The sequence below is a fragment of the Streptomyces sp. NPDC002886 genome (assembly GCF_042888445.1).
In the GTDB taxonomy this organism is placed as follows: Bacteria; Actinomycetota; Actinomycetes; order Streptomycetales; family Streptomycetaceae; genus Streptomyces.
In genome coordinates, this window is the sequence record NZ_JBIAPV010000004.1 from 1,005,354 (window position 1) to 1,021,987 (window position 16,634).

Genomic DNA, 16,634 nt, shown 5'->3' on the forward strand with positions numbered 1-16,634 from the left:
TCTGTGAACGGCGTCAGTCGAGGACCGGGTGGGCTTCCGGATGCTCGTCCCACCACGCCCGGTGGAAGGGGTTGTTGTCCACATTGGCGAGGTACGCGTAGGCCGCCGACCGGTAGAAGAGCTCCGCCTGGCGGGCCGAGACCGCCGAGCGGTTCCAGGCGAGCCGGATGCGGCCCGTGATCGGCGCCCCGATCAGCGGCCGCATCACGGTGCCGGCCACGGCGGGCGCGGTGGGCTGGCTGAGGGAGACGGCGCGGCCCGCGGAGATCAGGTCGTACTGCATCATGCGGTCGGTGATCCGGTAGCGCAGCGCGGGGACGAAGCCGGCCTTGGCGCAGGCCTCGACCAGCGCCTCGGGTCCGCCGTCGTCGTCCTCCACCAGGGTCATCCACTGCTCGTCGGCGAGGTCCGCGAGATCCAGGGCCTCCAGCCGGGCCAGCGGATGGCGGGCCGACATCCGGATGCAGAAGGGCTCCTTGGGGACCAGGGTGCGGGCCGTCACCCCCGCGGGCAGCGGCACCTCGTGGTCGTTCACCTCTCCGTACACGATGACGTCGTAGCGGCCCGCGCCCAGCATCCGCACCAGGGCGGTCACCGAGTCCTCCAGGTCCACGGTGATCTCCCGGCCCGACAGGACCAGGTCCTGCCGGGCGATCAGCCCGTCGATCAGCACCAGCAGGATGCAGCCCAGGCGCAGCGGGGCGTCGGCCGTCCGGGCCCGGGTCTCCGCGCCGAGGGCGTCCATCTCGCTGAGCACCCGGCGCGCCTTGGCCAGGACGAACTGGCCGAGCGGGGTGGGTTCGACCCCGAGGCGGCCCCGGACGAAGAGTTCACCGCCGGTGACCCGCTCGATCCGGCGCAGCTGGGCGGAGAGCGCCGGCTGGGAGACCCCGAGTATCCGCGCCGCACCCCCCAGGCTTCCCGTCTCCGCTATCTGGCAGACGGCTTGCAGATGTCTCAACTCCAGCTGCATCCGTGCAGCGTACGCAGCGTCACGCGTCGGCACCATAACGCCGGTCTTATGTCGGCAGGGATGTCCCGATCTCGTCATGGACACACCCATACTCGGCCGCGAACAGCCAGACCGCCCCACCGCCTCTCCCCGCCCCATCCCCGTCCCATCCCCCCCACACGATCGGAGTGGACTCTTGCAGCCCACCAGATGGATGGCCGCCCTCGCGGCCATGGTGCTGACCACGGGCCTCGCCGGCACGCTGGCCACCACCGCCACCGCCTCGCAGAACGCGGTTCCCGGCCCGGCCGCCTCTGCCGAACGGGCGGTCGCCGCGGCCGACGCGGCCGTGCGCAGCGGCCTCGACAGCCTGGTCAACTCCCCGCAGCAGCAGTACGACCGGCGCCTGGTCACCCCCTGGGTGAAGGACCTGTACTCCGTCGCGTACGAGCGCAGCTACCGCGGCCTGCCGGTCGTCGGCGGCGACGCGGTCGTCCTCGCCGACGGCCAGGGCCGGGTACGCGCCCTCCAGTCGGCCTCCGCGACCGTGATCGACGTGTCGACCACCGCCTCGTTCTCGGCGAAGGCCGCCGAGGCCGTCTCGCGCGGCCGCCAGGTCAAGACCGACAAGGTGGACAGCAGTCGGCTCGTCGTCAAGCTCAAGGACGACAAGGCGGTGCTGGCCTGGGAGACCGTCCTGACCGGGCGGACCGCCAAGGCGCCCAGCAAGCTCCACGTGTTCGTGGACGCCCGCACCGGCAAGGTCGTCGACACCTTCGACGAGGTGGTCGCGGGCAGCGGCAACAGCAAGTGGAACGGCCCGAACCCGCTGACCATCGACACCACGGCCTCGGGTGGCACGTACTCCCTGCGCGACCCGAACCGGACCGGTCTGAGCTGCGCCGACTACAGCAGCGGCACGGTCTTCTCGAAGTCCTCCGACTCCTGGGGCACGGGCAACCCGACCTCCAAGGAGACCGGTTGCGTGGACCTCATGTTCGCCGCGCAGAAGCAGTGGGACATGCTGAGCCAGTGGCTCGGCCGCAACGGCGTCAGCGGCAACGGCCGCAGCTTCCCGGCGAAGGTCGGCCTGAACGACGTCAACGCGTACTGGGACGGCAGCTCGGTCAGCATCGGCCACAACAACGCCAACGAGTGGATCGCCGGCGTGGACGTGGTGGCCCACGAGTACGGGCACGCCATCGACACCAACACCCCGGGCGGCACCAGCGGCCAGGAGTCCGGGCTCGGCGAGGCCACCGGTGACATCTTCGGCGCGCTGACCGAGGCGTTCATCAACGAGCCCTCCCCGTACGACACCCCGGACTACACCGTCGGCGAGATGATCAACCTCGTGGGCAACGGTCCGATCCGCAACATGTACAACCCGCCGGCCGTCAACAACGACCCGGCCTGTTACAGCTCCTCGATACCGAACACCGAGGTGCACGCGGCCGCCGGCCCGCTGAACCACTGGTTCTACCTGCTCGCCGAGGGCACCAGCCCGGGCGGCGGCAAGCCGAACAGCAGCACCTGCAACCAGTCCACGCTGACCGGCGTGGGTGTCCAGAACGCCGGCAAGATCTTCTACGGCGGCATGCTGCTGAAGACCTCCAGCATGTCCTACAAGAAGTACCGCACGGCGACGCTGAGTTCCGCCAAGTCGCTGGACACCACCTGCGACCTGTTCAACAAGACCAAGGCCGCCTGGGACGCCATCAGCGTGCCCGCCCAGTCCGGTGACACGACGTGCACCCCGAGCGGCCAGAACAGCGACTTCTCGCTGGCCCTGAACCCGTCCTCGGGCACCGTCCAGCAGGGCGCCTCGGTCACCACCACGGTCGCCACCGCCATCTCCACGGGCACCGCCCAGCAGGTGACCCTCACCGCGTCGGGCCTCCCGGCCGGGGTCACCGCGTCCTTCAGCCCGGCCACCGTGCAGTCCGGCCAGTCCTCGACGCTGACGCTGACCACCTCCTCCAGCGCGGCTCCGGGATCCTCGACCGTCGTGGTCAAGGGCCAGGGCACCAGCCTCTCGCACACCGTCGACTACGCGCTCACCGTCGGCGGCACCACGCCCAACCCCGGCGCGCCGAACATCGACGTGGCCGCCGTCCAGGCGCACCTGACGCAGTTCAACACCATCGCCTCCCAGAACGGCGGCAACCGCCGTGCGGGCAGCGCCGGTTACACGGCGTCGGTGGCGTACATCAAGGGCAAGCTGCAGGCCGCCGGATACACGGTGACCGAGCAGAACTGCACCTCGTGCACCTACCCGTCGAACAACCTGATCGCCGACTGGCCCGGCGGCCCCGCCGACCAGACGATCATGTTCGGCTCGCACCTCGACAGCGTCTCGGCGGGTCCGGGCATCAACGACAACGGCTCGGGCTCCGCGACCCTGCTGGAGAACGCGCTCGTCCTCGCCCAGAAGAACCCCACCATGACCAAGCACGTCCGCTTCGCCTGGTGGACCGACGAGGAGCAGGGCCTCAACGGCTCGAAGTTCTACGTCAACCAGCTCACCAGCACCCAGAAGACCGCCATCAAGGCCTACTACAACTTCGACATGGTCGGCTCGACCAACGGCGGCTACTTCATCAACAACGTCAACTCCACCGCGGCCGCCCCGCTCAAGGCCTACTGGACCTCCCTGAACCTCGCCCCCGAGGAGAACACCGAGGGCCAGGGCCGCAGTGACGACTACTCCTTCCAGCAGGGCGGCATCGCCACCTCCGGCTACGCGGCCGGTGCCAGCGCCCGCAAGACCTCGGCGCAGGCCACGAAGTGGGGCGGCACCGCGAACGCGGCGTACGACCCCTGCTACCACGCCTCCTGCGACACCACGAACAACATCAGCGCCACGGTCCTGGACCGCAGCGCGGACGGCGTGGCCTACACGATCTGGAACCAGGCCGTCGGCGGCACCACCCCCGGACCGGACTTCTCGATCAGCGCCTCCCCGGCCACCGGCAGCGCCGCCCAGGGCGGCAGCACCAGCTCCACGATCAGCACCGCGACCACCAGCGGCGCCGCCCAGACCGTGGCCCTGTCGGTGACCGGCGCCCCGGCCGGCACGACCGCCTCGCTGAGCCCGTCCTCGGTCCAGTCGGGCAGCTCCTCGACGCTCTCCGTCCAGGTCGGCGCGAGCACCGCGCCCGGCACCTACACCCTGACCGTCACCGGCGCCGGCTCGGTCAGCCACACCACCACCTACACCCTGACCGTCACCGGCACCGGCCCCTCCTGCACCCCGCGCCAGCTCGTCGCCAACGGCGGGTTCGAGAGCGGCACCACCCCGTGGACGACCACCACGAACGTCATCACCAACCAGGCCGGCCAGACCCCGCACGGCGGCACCTACAAGGCCTGGCTCAACGGCTACGGCACGACCCGCACGGACAGCGCCTCCCAGTCCGTGACCATCCCGACCGGCTGCTCCTCGTACCAGCTCGGTTTCTACCTGCACATCGACACCGCCGAGACCGAGAACACGGTCTACGACACCTTCACGGTCTCGGTGGGCGGCCAGACGCTGGCGAGCCTGTCCAACGTCAACGCGGCCTCCGGCTACCAGCTCAAGACGTTCAACGTCTCCCAGTTCGCCGGGCAGACGGTCACGCTGAAGTTCCAGGGCGTGGAGGACGCCTCCCTGCAGACCTCCTTCGTCGTGGACGACGTCACCCTCCAGGTGAGCTGACACCCACCGGCACCCTGAGCACCACCTGAGCACCACCCGGGCGGCACCCGCCCCGGCCACACGGCCGGAGCGGGTGCCGCCCGGCCGTGCGCGGTGTATGCAGGAGGCATGGACCCCTCAGCGGCGCACCCACGCTCCAGCAGGTTCCGGGAATCACGCGCGGTGCTGCTGTCGGTCCCGTTCGCGCTGATCGCCGTGGTCACGGTGGTCGACGTGCTGGCTCCGCCGGACGTCCACCTGGGGCCCTTCCTGGTGGCCGCCCCGGCCCTCACCGCCTCCTTCGCCGGTCCGCGCACGACCGGGTTCGTCGGCGCCGTGGCGGTCCTCGCGCAGGTGGCGGTGGCGATCGCGCGCACTTCCCTGACGGACCTCAACCACACCTTCCAGATCATCGCCCTCGTGCTGATCTCGGCTTTCGTCACTTTCTTCGCACACTTGCGCGAGGTCCACGAGCATCAGCTCACCCGGCTACGCTCCGTGGCCGTCGCGGCGCAGCAGGTGGTCCTACGACCGCTGCGCGACCGGATGGGCCCGCTGCGGATCGCCTCGGTGTACCTGTCGGCCGAGGCCGAGGCGCAGATCGGCGGCGACCTGTACGCGGCCACCCGCACCGCCGACGGCACCCGGCTGCTCATCGGCGACGTGCGCGGCAAGGGACTGGAGGCGGTCGGAGAGGCCTCGGTGGTCCTGGGCGCCTTCCGGGCCGCGGCCCATCTGGAGGCCGACCTGCCGGGCCTGGTGGGCTATCTGGAGGCGGCCGTGGCCGCCGACCCGGACCGGGGCGCCGACGGGCGGGCCGGCGCCCCCGGCCGGCCGGAGGAGGGGTTCACCACGGCCGCGGTGCTCGACGTCCCCGACGCGGAGCCCTCCCTCCGGCTGGTCAGCTGCGGGCACCCGCCGCCGCTGCTGCTGCGCGGCGGCCGGGTCGTCCCCCTCCAGGTGGACCACCCGGCGCCGCCCCTGGGCCTGTCCGAACTGGCGGAGACCGGCTTCACCGCGCAGTCCTTCGCCTTCGAGCCCGGTGACGTGGTCCTGCTGTACACGGACGGCGTCATCGAGGCCCGCGACGCGTCCGGGTCCTTCTACCCGCTGCCGGAGCGGGCCTCGGACTGGTCCGGAGACGGCCCCGAGGCCCTCCTGCGCCACCTCTGCGCCGACCTCCTCGCCCACACCCCGGACGGCTTCCTGGGCGACGACGCGGCGATGGTGGCCATCGAGCGCATGGTGGTTCAGCCGCCGTCGCGGACCGCGACGATGCCGTTGAAGACGCCGACGTAGGCCGTCCCGTCGGGGCCCAGCGTGATCGGGGCCCAGTTGTTGTCGTACAGCGGGCCGGTGCCGGTCAGCTGACGCCAGCGGCGCTCGCCGGTGCGGAAGTCGACGGCCGTGAGGTACCAGGCGTCGATCCCCCAGACGTTCGGCTCCTTCTCGTAGAAGTAGAGCAGCCCGTTCGCGGTGGAGAGCTTCGGGACCACGGAGGGCGAGCGGATCGCGCTCTGCCAGACCGTGTCGCAGCCGCTGCCGTCGGCGCGGACGTCGATGCGGCTGACGCCGCCGACGACCGACTTGCCGAGGACCAGCGAGGTGACGTTCTCGTAGCCGTAGTTGTTCTCGACGACGATGCTGTTGCCCCAGGTGATCAGGGAGTTGTCGGTGGTCGAGGCGCCGGACTGGAACACCGGGACCTTGCACACCAGGCGCTGCCCCTCGGGCACGTCCAGGCCCCGCTTGAAGACCAGGACGTTCATCCGGTCGTCGGCGTTGTCGGTGATCGCGACATAGCCGTCGCCGAAGAGGTCCGGGGTGGTGCCCGAGCCCTGGTTGACCGAGCCGGGCTTGGTGCCCGTACCCCGGTCGTAGGTCTGGCGCCACTGGACGAGGGGGGTGCCGTCGGCGGCGGCGGCGAAGCTGTACAGCGCGTGGTCGGTGACGATCGAGACGCCGTCCTCGCCGACCGAGAAGGAGTTCTGGATCTCCTCCCCCGCCAGCCGGACCGAGCGGATCACCGAGGTCGCCGGGTCCACGGTGCCGACGCGGCCCTGGCGGGTGACCCACCAGATGCGGCCGTTCCAGTCGGGCATCACCGAGGTGACCGGGTCACAGGTGCCGGTGGGCCACAGGTTGGTCCAGTCGACGCAGTCGTGCGGGACCTGGCCGGTGAGGTCCCAGTCGTTGTCGACCGTGAACTGCCAGCTTCCGTCCGGCTTCTGGGCGTGCGAGAGGCGCAGGACGTGCTGGCGGGAGTCGGCCAGCACCGCCCGGTCCTGGTTGTCCAGGTAGAAGTAGGCGCCGCCGGAGGTGTCCTTGAAGATCTTCGAGAAGTCGAGCGAGGTGATCGCCTGGACCGTCGAAGATCGCTGCGGGAGCTGGTACTCCGCGAGCGTGGCGAGCGTACGGGGCTCCAGCAGCTTGACCTTGAAGCCGCCGAAGGTGCCGCACACCGTGACCAGCCGGCCGCCGGAGTCGAAGGTGGCGGTGGCGCATTCGCCGCCGAGGGCGGCGATCTTCTCGCTGGTCACCTTCGGGTTCTTGCCGAGCGGTCCGGACCAGGGCGAGGTGGCGCTGCCCGCCGCGTCGGAGTGCATGCCGCTGCGGCCGTTGGGCGCGAGGAAGGGGTGCTGCGGCGGGGCTTCGCCGGGGAGCGGGGCGGCGGTGGCGGGACCGCCCTGGTAGTGGCTGACCAGGCGGTGGCCGGGCGCCAGGGGTATCTCCTCGGCGGCGGCCGGCGAGACCCCGTACAACACCGCGCATGCGGCGAGAGCGGGTGCCACGGCGCAGTTCAGCGCTCTTCGGAACATCCGGACTTCCTCCCTTGTCCTCGGTTATTGACATTGCGTATGACATCGCGCCGGGGCCAGACGCTAGATCGCACTGCCTGAGGAGTCCATGGAAGAGCCGGATGATTCACGAAGGCGCAACAGTTGATCAACTCGCTTGTGGAGAAGGTCCGGTAGGGGATGCGGGTCAGGGCTTGAAGCCGCTCACCACGTTCGCCGTGGCCGAGACCCCGTTGTGGATGGTCTGCGCGAGGCTGCTGCTCGCGAGATAGAAGCCGAGCAGGACACAGACGAGCGCGTGCGAGAACTTGAGGCCGCCACCGCGCATGAAGATCCACGCGAGGACGAGGAGCAGGACGAGGACGGAGAGGGAGATCACCATCGGAACACCTCCTTACGCGCCGCCATGGTGGCGCAGCGGGAGGGCCCTTCGGGCGAAACTCGTGTCCGCCAAACGGGTGTTGACGGTCCGTGACCGGTGCTCAGTCCTTGACGATCTCGTCCCAGTGGGCCGTTTTGGCGCACCAGCGTCCGAGCAGCACGGGATCGTGCCCCACCGCCAGCAGGCCCGCGCCGGACTCCGCCCGGTACTCCTCCACTACGCCGACCAGCGCGGCCGTGGTCGACGCGTCGAGCATGGCCGTCATCTCGTCGCACACCAGCCAGCGCGGTCGCAGCACCAAGGCCCGTGCCACGCAGGCGCGTTGCAGCTGGCCGTCGCTGACCTCGTGGGGCCGCCGGCCGAGCAGGTCCGCGCCCAGGCCGACTCGGTCCGCCAACTCGGGCACGGTGGCGTCGATTTCGCCGCGCCGGCCGGTCGCGCGGAGCGGTTCGGCGACGAGCTCGCGCAGCGTGAGCCGGGGGTCGGCCGCCAGCCGGGGCTGCTGGAACACCATGCCGACCGAGGTGCGCAGGGCCCGCGGCGCCCGGTGCCGGAAACCGGCCACGGCGCGGCCGTCGAAGGCCACGGTCCCCCGGTCGGGCCGGTGCAGCAGTGCGGCGACCCTGGCGAGGGTGGACTTGCCGCAGCCGCTGGGGCCGAGCAGTCCGAGGGATTCCCCGGGGGCGAGGCTGAGGCGGGCGCCGCGCACGACGGGGGCTCGGCGGTCGTAGCCGGCGGTGATGCCGGTGAGCTCAAGCATGGTGGCAGGCCACCCCTTCGGTGAGCACGGGCCGCTCGGCCCGGCAGCGGGAGTCGGCGCGCGGACAGCGGGCGGCGAAGGCGCAGCCGGCCGGGAGCGCGCCGAGCTCGGGCGGGGCGCCGGGGACGGCGGCGAAGGCCCGCTCGGGGAGGGCGTCGAGCAGTCCGCGCGCGTAGGGGTGGCGGGGGCCCGGAGCGCCGAAGAAGGCTCCGGCGGGGGCGGTTTCCACGATGCGGCCCGCGTACATGACGGCCACGGTGTCGGCGATGCGGTGGGCCGCCGCGAGGTCGTGCGTGATCATCAGCAGCGCGCGCCCGGCGTCCCGGGTGTGGGCGCGCAGCTCGTCGACCGTGCGGTGGACTAGGTCCCGGTCGAGGCCGGTGGTCGGCTCGTCGGCGAGCAGCAGGGGCGCGTCGCCGATCAGCGCGAGCGCGGTGGCGGCCCGCTGGGCGAGCCCGCCGGAGAGCTCGTGGGGATGGCGGTCGAGGTGGGTGGCGGGGAAGGCCGCCCGCTCGGCCGCCGCTTCGGCGGCTTCCCGCAGGTCCGCCCGCCCCGTCCCGGTGAGTTCGCGGACCGTCTCCTCCAGGTGGGAGCGGATGGTGCGGACCGGGGTGAGGTGCGCGGCGGGGCTCTGCGGGACCAGTGCGACGCGGCGGCCCCGGATGCTCCGGGCGAGGGTGCGTTCGTCGAGGGCCAGCAGGTCGGTCCCGTCGGCGAGCCGGGCGGCGCCGGCGGTCTCGGCGTTGCCGGGGAGCAGGCCGAGGAGGGCGGAGGCGAGCACGGACTTGCCGCAGCCGCTCTCGCCGACGAGGGCGAGGCATTCGCCGGGGGCCAGGGCGAGGGTGGCTCCGGTGACGGCCTCGACGTACCGGCCGCCGCGCATCCGGAAGCGCACGGAGAGCCGGTCCAGCTCGAGCACGGGCCGGGCGTCGCCCTGCTCCGGTGGGACGGGGGTCTTCACAGGCTGAGCTCCGAGCGGCGGCGGGGGTTGAGGCGCTCGCGCCAGGCGCCCGCCAGGCCCGCGATCGCCAGGGTCGGGACGATCAGGAGGAGCCCGGGGAAGAGCGTGGGCCACCAGTCCCCGGCCAGCAGCGAACCGCGGGCCGTCTGGACGAGGTTGCCCAGGCTCGCCTGGTGCGCCGGCAGGCCGAGGCCGAGGAAGGACAGGGCCGACTCGTGCCACATGGCGTGCGGGATCATCAGCACGGCGGCGAGCCCGGCCTGCGGCAGGACTCCGGGCACGAGGTGGCGCACGGTCACCCGCCACCGCGAGGCGCCGCCCGAGACGGCCGCGTCCAGGTAGGGCCGCGAGCGCAGCGAGAGGACTTCCGCGCGGACGATGCGGGCCGTGGACAGCCAGTGGGTCAGGGCCACGGAGACGACCACGGGCCACACCCCCGGCCTGAACATCGCCACGATGAAGATGCCGAGCAGCAGGTGCGGGATCGAGGACAGCGCGTCCACGATCCGCATGACGCACCGGTCAGGCCACCCGCCGAGCGCCCCCGCGAGCGCGCCGACCGCCGTGCCGAGGACGGTGGCGACCAGCGCCGCCACCAGCCCGACCAGCAGGGAGACGCGCAGCCCGTACACGCAGCGCAGCAGCAGGTCGCGGCCCACGTCGTCGGTGCCGAAGGGATGGGACCAGGAGGGCGGCAGCAGCTTTGCCGACAAGTCGACCGCCTGCTGGTCGAGTTGGACCAGCGGCGGTACGAGCAGGACCGCCAGCGCGATCAGGACGACGATCGCCGCCGAGGTCCGCACCCGCAGCTTCCGTGTGGAGCCGCGGTCGCGGCCGTGGGAGCGCCAGACCAGCGGAGTCGCGCGCGTCACCGGTGTCGTGTCAGCCATCGAAGCCCACCCTCGGGTCCGCCAGCCCGTAGAGCAGGTCGGACAGCAGGTTCCCGGCCAGCACGGCGGCCGTGGCCAGCACGGTCAGCGCGGCCAGCAGCGGGAAGTCCACCGAGGTCGCCGCCTGCACGGTGGCCGCGGCGATGCCGGGCCAGCTGAAGACGGTCTCCACCAGCAGCGCGCCCGTGATCAGTTCCGGCACCCGGGACCCGATCAGGGTCAGCATCGGGAGCATGCCGGAGCGCAGCCCGTGCCCGAGCAGCACCCGCCGCTCCCCCAGGCCCCGCGCACGGGCTCCGCGTACGGGATCCTCCTCCAGCGCGTCGGCCACGCCCTGCCTCACGTACAGGAAGAACCAGGGCAGTTGGGAGATGCCGAGCACGAGCGCCGGCAGCACCAGGTGGCGGGCCACCTGCCCGGCGGTGACCACGTCGCTGCCGGCGTCGGTGAGGCCGCCGGAGGGCAGCACGCCCAGGCGCACCGAGAAGAACCAGACGGCGAGCAGGCCCAGCCAGAAGGCGGGGGCCGCTTCGAGGGTGTACGCGAGCCCGGAGACGGCCCGGTCCAGGCGCCCGCCCTGCCGGCGCGCGGCCGCCACGCCGAGCGCGGTGCCGAGCAGTACGGCTACGGCGAAGGCGCACAGCGCGAGCAGGGCCGACCAGCCGAGCCGCTCGGCGATGACGTCGGAGACGGGCTGGCGCATGACGGAGGAGGTGCCCAGATCGCCGGTCAGCGCCGAGGTCAGCCACTCCCACCAGCGCGCGAGCAGGGGCTGGTCCACGCCGAGGTTGGCCCGCAGCTGGTCGAGTCCGGCCTGCGAGGCGGTGAGCCCGGCGGTGCCGGCGTAGGCCTTGACGGGGTCGAAGGGGGACAGTGCGGCGACCGCGAAGACCCCGAAGGTGACGACGAGCAGCACCGGACCGGCGAACAGCGTCCGCCGCCCCGCCATGCGCGCCATCGGCCCCCACGGGAGACGACGGAGCGGGTCGAGACGACGGAGCGGGCGGGGACGGCGGAGAGGGTGGGGACGGTTGAGCGGGTGGGGACGGCTCACTTCTGCTTCGGCTTCCAGCTCTCGACGTTCCACCAGGGGCCGGTTCCGAGGCCGTGGTCGTGCGGCTCGGTCTGGGTGGAGGGTCCGTCCCACCGGTCGGCCACGACGTAGAGGTGGTCGATGTGGGTGAGGTAGACGTAGCCCGGGTCCTTGACCAGCTCGTGCTGGACCGTGTCGTACGCCGCCTTGCGCACGGCCGGGTCCGCGCTCCGGCGCCCGTCGAGCAGCGCCTTGTCGACGGCCGGGTTGTCGTAGCGGGCCATGTTGTTGAAGCCGTCGCCCGCGAGCGCGGAGTTCAGCGTCAGGTACTGGTCGAAGTCCGGGTCGGCCGGGGAGCCGCCGCCCGCGAGGACGGCGTCGGTCCGCATCCGGGGCTCGATGACCTCCCAGCTGCCGGACTCGGTGGTGACCTGGATGCCGGCCTTGCGGGCGTCTGAGGCGAAGGCGAGCGCGTGGTCCTGACGGAGCTTGTCGCCGGAGGTGTACCAGAGCGGGAAGGCGGCCCGGACCCCGTTCTTGGCGCGGACGCCGTCGGCGCCGGGGATCCAGCCGGCCTCGTCGAGGATCTTCTTGGCCCTGTCGAGGTCGTGGGCGCGCTCCGTGCCGGCCGCGAACCAGGGGCTGCCGGTCGGGACGGGGCCGTAGGCGGTCTTGCCCGCGCCTTCCAGGAGCTTGTCGACCATGGTGGCGCGGTCCACGGCGATGTCCAGGGCCCGGCGGACGGCCGTGTCTCCGGTGACGGGGTGCTCGGTCGGCAGGGTGACGTTGCGGTAGTCGAAGCTCTTGGCGGCGTACGTCTTTCGCGCCGTGTCGGCCTTGAACCCCTTGGCCAGGTTCGGCGGCAGGACGGCCCCGTCCAGTTCGCCGGAGCGCAGCCGGGTGGCGCGCACGTCGTCGTCCTTGATGACCGCCATGGTGAACTTCTTCACCGCGGGCTCACCGCCCCAGTAGGTCGGGTTGGCCTTGAAGCTCAGCTTCTCGCCCTTGGACCAGGCGGTGAGCACGTACGGTCCGGTGCCGACGGGCTTGGTGGTGAACTCGCCGCTGTTGACGTCCTGTCCGCCCGCGAGGTGCTCGGGGGCGATGGGCAGGACGGTCCGCTCGGCGAAGGGGGCGTAGGGGTACTTCAGGGTGAAGACGACGGACTCGTCGCCCCGCGCGGTGACGTCCGCGATCGCGTCGAGCTCGGACTTGGACGCGTTGTTCGTCTTCGCGTCGAGGATCGTCCGGTAGGTGAAGACCACGTCCTTGGCGCCGAAGGGCCGTCCGTCGCTGAACTTCACGCCCCGGCGGAGCGCGTAGGTGTAGGTGAGCCCGTCCTGGGACACCTCCGGGAGGGACTCGGCCAGCGCGGGCTTCAGCTTCATGCCGGCGTCGTGCGCGAGCAGTCCGTCGAAGATCTTCGAGTTGCCGTCCTTGCCGTAGCCCAGCAGCGGGCTGAGGCTCTCCGGCTCGGTGGCTATGCCGACGACCGCGGAGTCGGCGGCGCCGGCGCCCGCCGCGGCGCCTCCCCCGGGGTTCGAACAGGCCGCCGCGCCCGTGACGATCACCGCGGCCGCGGTCGCCCCGGCCATTCCCCGTACGGTCCGGGCCTTCATCTGGTGCACTTCCTTCGTTATTGCAAAGAGCTCGCAATAATGCCAGACGAGAACGGAAGGACACGAACCGGGCACCCTCGGCGGGAAGGGGCCGCAGGGGTCTTGCCCGGCCGCGGCGGAGCGTGCCATATATGTCTAGACCTTTCCAGGAAGCCGGGAGAACCAGAAGACCCGAAGGGCCGCAAGACCCAGAGCCGCAGGACCCGAAGAGCCGGAAGAAGAGGGCGCCCGCCGTGCACGACCCCGCACCCCGCATCGCGCCGCACTCCCCGCGCCGCTCCCGGCGGCCTTCCGTACGGGTACGGGCAGCGGCGGCGCCCGCCCTCGCCCTGGTTCTCGCCGCCGCCGCGCTGACGGCTTGCGGCGGCGGCTCCGACACGACGCCCCCGGCGGTCCCGGCCGGGCTCACGGCCCAGGCCGGCAGCGCCACGACCGTGCACGTCATGTGGCTGTCGGCCGCCCCCTCCGACGGGGTGACGTCCTTCCTCGTCTACCAGGCCGACCGCCTGGTCCGCGAACTGCCCGCCGACAAGACGATGACGGACATCACCGGCCTCACCCCGCGGACGGCCTACGCGTTCACCGTCCGCGCCCGGGACGCCGCCGGGAACACCTCCCCGGCCGGCCCGGCCGTCTCCGCCACCACCCCCGCCGCGACGGCCGAGGACCGGGTGGCCCCGAGCGCGCCGCCCCGTACGAACGGCGCGCCGCTCGGGCCCACTTCGGCCCGGCTGACCTGGGCCGCGGCCACCGACGACACGGGCGTCACCGCCTACGACGTCTACCAGGGCGACGCCCGGATCCACACGGTCGGCCCCGGCGTCACCACGACCGTCCTGGAGGACCTCCGGCCCGACAGCGTGTACACCTTCACCGTCCGGGCCCGCGACGGCGCCGACAACTCCTCCCCCGACGGCCCCGCCGTCGACGTGAGCACCCCGCCCGGCCCCGGACAGCGGACCGGCACCGCCCCGGCCGAGTTCACCGCGGCCGCCTCGCCGGGCACGGTCACCCTCGCCTGGACCCCTCCGGAGACCGGCCGGGAGACCAGCGAGTACGAGCTCTACGTCAACGGCCGCCCCACCACCGTCATCCAGTTCGGCGCCGGCGCGGTCCCGGTCGGCCGGGCGGAGCACCGCCTGACGGTCGCCGAACCACCCGGAACCGTATGGACCGTGAAGCTCCGCGCACGGCTGCCCGACGGCACCTGGGGGGCGTTCTCCGCCGAGCGGCGGATCGTTCTGACCTCCTGAACTCCCCGGTCGGGAAGCGGTATCTGACAACCTGTTCGTCCGATCTGGCCCGAACGGCACTATCGCGAAAGAAGATCGCGCAGAATACTCCCGTGTTCGGTGAGTACTCGGTCAACAACAATCAGGCAGATTCCATGGACGGCATTCCTGGACCAGACTCTGGCGCCGTGCCGGGAAACCTGCCGCCGGAAACGGCGAGCTTCGTGGGCCGCGAGCGTGAACTCGGCCTCCTGTCCGACCTGCTGCGCGAGCGGCGACTCGTGACGCTCACGGGTGTCGGAGGCGTCGGCAAGTCCAGGCTGGCCCTCCGGGCCGCCGCCGACCCGCGCCAGCGCAGGCGCGACGGGGTGTGGTGGGTGGAGCTCTCCCCGCTGCGCGACGCCGAGCTGCTCACCGACACGGTCGCGCACACCATCGGCCTGGCCCACCAGTCCCCTCGCCCCCTGGACGAGGAACTGTGCGCGTGGATGGCCGACAAGGAACTGCTGATCGTCCTCGACACGTGCGAGCACCTGGTGGCCGCCTGCCGCCACCTGGTGGGCGAACTCCTGCAGTCCGCGCCGGGCCTGACCGTGATGATCACCACCCGCGAGCCGCTCCGCAGCCCCGGGGAACACCTTCTCGAGGTCAGCCCGCTGCCCAGCGAGGGCCCCGAGAGCGACGCCCTCGCCCTGTTCCGGGCCCGCGCGCTCGCCGCCACCCCGCACGCCGCGGCCGCCTTCGCCGACCCGGAGCGGGCGGGCCTCGCCGCGGACATCTGCCGCCGCCTGGACGGGATCCCCCTCGCCCTCGAACTCGCCGGCGCCCGGATGCGGCTCTGGACCCTGGAACAGATGGCCCAGCGCCTCGAAGGCCGCTTCGACCTGCTCTCCGGCACCACCACCGCCCGCCTCCCCCGCCACCAGACGATGCGCACCGCGATCGGCTGGAGCCACGAGCTGTGCGAGCCGGTCGAGCGGCTGCTGTGGGCCCGGCTCTCGGTGTTCACCGGGGACTTCGACGTCGCCGCGGCGCGCGCGGTGTGCTCGGGCGGCCCGCTGCCCGCCGCGCGGGTGGAGCGGGTGCTGGCGGGGCTGGTGGCGAAGTCGGTGGTCCGGTGCAGCCGGGAGCGGGGCGCGGGCGCCCGCTACCGGCTGCTGGACACGATCCGCGAGTACGGCCAGGACTGGCTGGCGGAGCTCGGCGAGGAACGGGTGATCGCCGACCGGCACGCCCACTGGTACGCGGCGCTCTCGAAGGCCGCCGACCCCGCCTGGATGGGCCCCGGCCAGGTGGACTGGTACCGCAGGATGACCGCCGAGCACGCGCAGCTGCGCACCGCTCTGGAGCACCTGCTCCGCTCGGATCCGACGGCGGCCCTGGAGACGGCCGGCGCGCTCTGGTTCTTCTGGTTCTCCTGCGGCCACGTCGGCGAGGGCCGGTCCTTCCTCGAACGGGCCCTGAGCAGGGGCCCGCGCTCGGGGGCCGCCTACGTCCAGGCCCTGTGGGCCCTGGGCCTCACCACCCTGCTCCAGGGCGACCTGTCCACGGCCGAGGAGCTCGGCAAGGCGTGCACCGGCGCCGCGGCCACGCTGGCCGACCCCGAGCCGGAGCTGCGCGCCGCGTACCTGCACGCGGTGTCGGTGCTGATGCCGGGTGATCCCGTACGGGCCCTGGCGCTCGCCGGCCCCAGGGCGCGCGGGGGGCACGGCGGGAGAACCGCCGGCGTGGGGTGGCTGCTGTGCCGGCTGGCCACCGGCTACGCCCTGTGCGACCTCGGGCGCTTCGAGGAGGCCGAGCGGGAGGCGGAGGGCCTGCGCGAGGCCTGCGCGGAGCTCGGCGAGCGCTGGCTGCGGGCGTACGCGGACTACATCCTGGCCATGGCGGCGCTCGGGCTCGGCCACCACGGGGAGGCGGCCCGGCACGCGCGGGCGATGCTGTCGGGCAAACGGCTGCTGGGCGACCGCTTCGGGATCGCGCTGGGCCTCGACCTGCTCGCGGCGGCGGTGGCGGGGCTGGGCGACGGCGAGCTGGCGGCCCGGCTGCTGGGCACGGGGCACGCCTGGTGGCGCACGGTGGGCCGGCCGCAGATGGGGTCCCCCTCACTCGCGGCCGTGCGCGACCAGGGCGAACGCCAGGCCCGGGCGGCGATCGGCGACGAGGCGTACGAGAGCGCCTTCCTGGGCGGCGCGGCGGCGACCACCGGCTGACTCCGGCCCGTGCGGGCCCAACCGGTGGCGCCGTGGCGTAACTCGAGGGCTCCCGTCAGTACGGGAGGGGTCTGCCCGACGGGGTACGCAGATCCAGGTCTCGGGGTGCGGGCTTCGG

At 72.6% G+C, this 16,634-nt stretch carries 12 protein-coding genes; 4 read left to right on the plus strand and 8 right to left on the minus strand.

Going from position 1 to position 16,634, the window contains the following annotated elements; translation table 11 throughout:
- Nucleotides 1-13: 13 nt before the first annotated feature.
- The gene (locus ACFYYB_RS22830; protein ID WP_327308036.1) at nt 14-973 is read right to left on the minus strand and encodes a LysR family transcriptional regulator; all 960 of its coding nucleotides are present in this window, start codon (nt 971-973) and stop codon (nt 14-16) included.
- A 193-nt stretch (nt 974-1,166) separates the two neighbouring features.
- Here ACFYYB_RS22830 and ACFYYB_RS22835 point away from each other — a divergent pair, with 193 nt between their 5' ends.
- A complete protein-coding gene (locus tag ACFYYB_RS22835) occupies nt 1,167-4,652 on the plus strand; it encodes a M28 family peptidase (RefSeq protein ID WP_389437239.1) in 3,486 nt (1,161 codons plus the stop codon).
- A gap of 108 nt (nt 4,653-4,760) precedes the next feature.
- Nucleotides 4,761-5,930: a PP2C family protein-serine/threonine phosphatase gene (locus tag ACFYYB_RS22840; protein WP_389437098.1), complete on the plus strand. Its 1,170-nt coding sequence runs from the start codon at nt 4,761-4,763 to the stop codon at nt 5,928-5,930.
- On the opposite strand, the gene ACFYYB_RS22845 is transcribed toward ACFYYB_RS22840, so the two are convergent.
- The 7 genes from ACFYYB_RS22845 to ACFYYB_RS22875 form a co-directional block, all read right to left on the minus strand.
- Nucleotides 5,882-7,450: a hypothetical protein gene (locus tag ACFYYB_RS22845; protein WP_389437100.1), complete on the minus strand. Its 1,569-nt coding sequence runs from the start codon at nt 7,448-7,450 to the stop codon at nt 5,882-5,884. The two genes, ACFYYB_RS22840 and ACFYYB_RS22845, sit on opposite strands and share 49 nt — an antisense overlap.
- 166 nt (nt 7,451-7,616) lie before the next feature.
- On the minus strand, nt 7,617-7,811 hold the full coding sequence (locus ACFYYB_RS22850; RefSeq protein ID WP_327308032.1) for a hypothetical protein: 195 nt from the start codon (nt 7,809-7,811) through the stop codon (nt 7,617-7,619).
- Nucleotides 7,812-7,911: 100 nt separating this feature from the next.
- The gene (locus ACFYYB_RS22855) at nt 7,912-8,571 is read right to left on the minus strand and encodes an ATP-binding cassette domain-containing protein (protein WP_327308031.1); all 660 of its coding nucleotides are present in this window, start codon (nt 8,569-8,571) and stop codon (nt 7,912-7,914) included.
- On the minus strand, nt 8,564-9,454 hold the full coding sequence (locus tag ACFYYB_RS22860; RefSeq protein WP_389437240.1) for an ABC transporter ATP-binding protein: 891 nt from the start codon (nt 9,452-9,454) through the stop codon (nt 8,564-8,566). The genes ACFYYB_RS22855 and ACFYYB_RS22860 overlap by 8 nt, the downstream gene beginning before the upstream one ends.
- Before the next feature lie 74 nt (nt 9,455-9,528).
- Entirely contained in the window at nt 9,529-10,422 is an 894-nt protein-coding gene (locus ACFYYB_RS22865) for an ABC transporter permease (protein ID WP_389437101.1), read from the minus strand.
- Nucleotides 10,415-11,380, minus strand: a complete 966-nt coding sequence (locus ACFYYB_RS22870; RefSeq protein ID WP_389437102.1) for an ABC transporter permease — start codon at nt 11,378-11,380, stop codon at nt 10,415-10,417. Before ACFYYB_RS22870 ends, ACFYYB_RS22865 begins: the two co-directional genes overlap by 8 nt.
- A gap of 92 nt (nt 11,381-11,472) precedes the next feature.
- On the minus strand, nt 11,473-13,074 hold the full coding sequence (locus ACFYYB_RS22875; protein ID WP_389437103.1) for an ABC transporter substrate-binding protein: 1,602 nt from the start codon (nt 13,072-13,074) through the stop codon (nt 11,473-11,475).
- A gap of 233 nt (nt 13,075-13,307) precedes the next feature.
- On the opposite strand from ACFYYB_RS22875, the gene ACFYYB_RS22880 reads away from it, so the two are divergent.
- Entirely contained in the window at nt 13,308-14,327 is a 1,020-nt protein-coding gene (locus ACFYYB_RS22880) for a fibronectin type III domain-containing protein (RefSeq protein WP_389437104.1), read from the plus strand.
- 167 nt (nt 14,328-14,494) lie between these two features.
- The gene (locus tag ACFYYB_RS22885; protein ID WP_389437105.1) at nt 14,495-16,516 is read left to right on the plus strand and encodes an ATP-binding protein; all 2,022 of its coding nucleotides are present in this window, start codon (nt 14,495-14,497) and stop codon (nt 16,514-16,516) included.
- Nucleotides 16,517-16,634 lie beyond the last annotated feature (118 nt).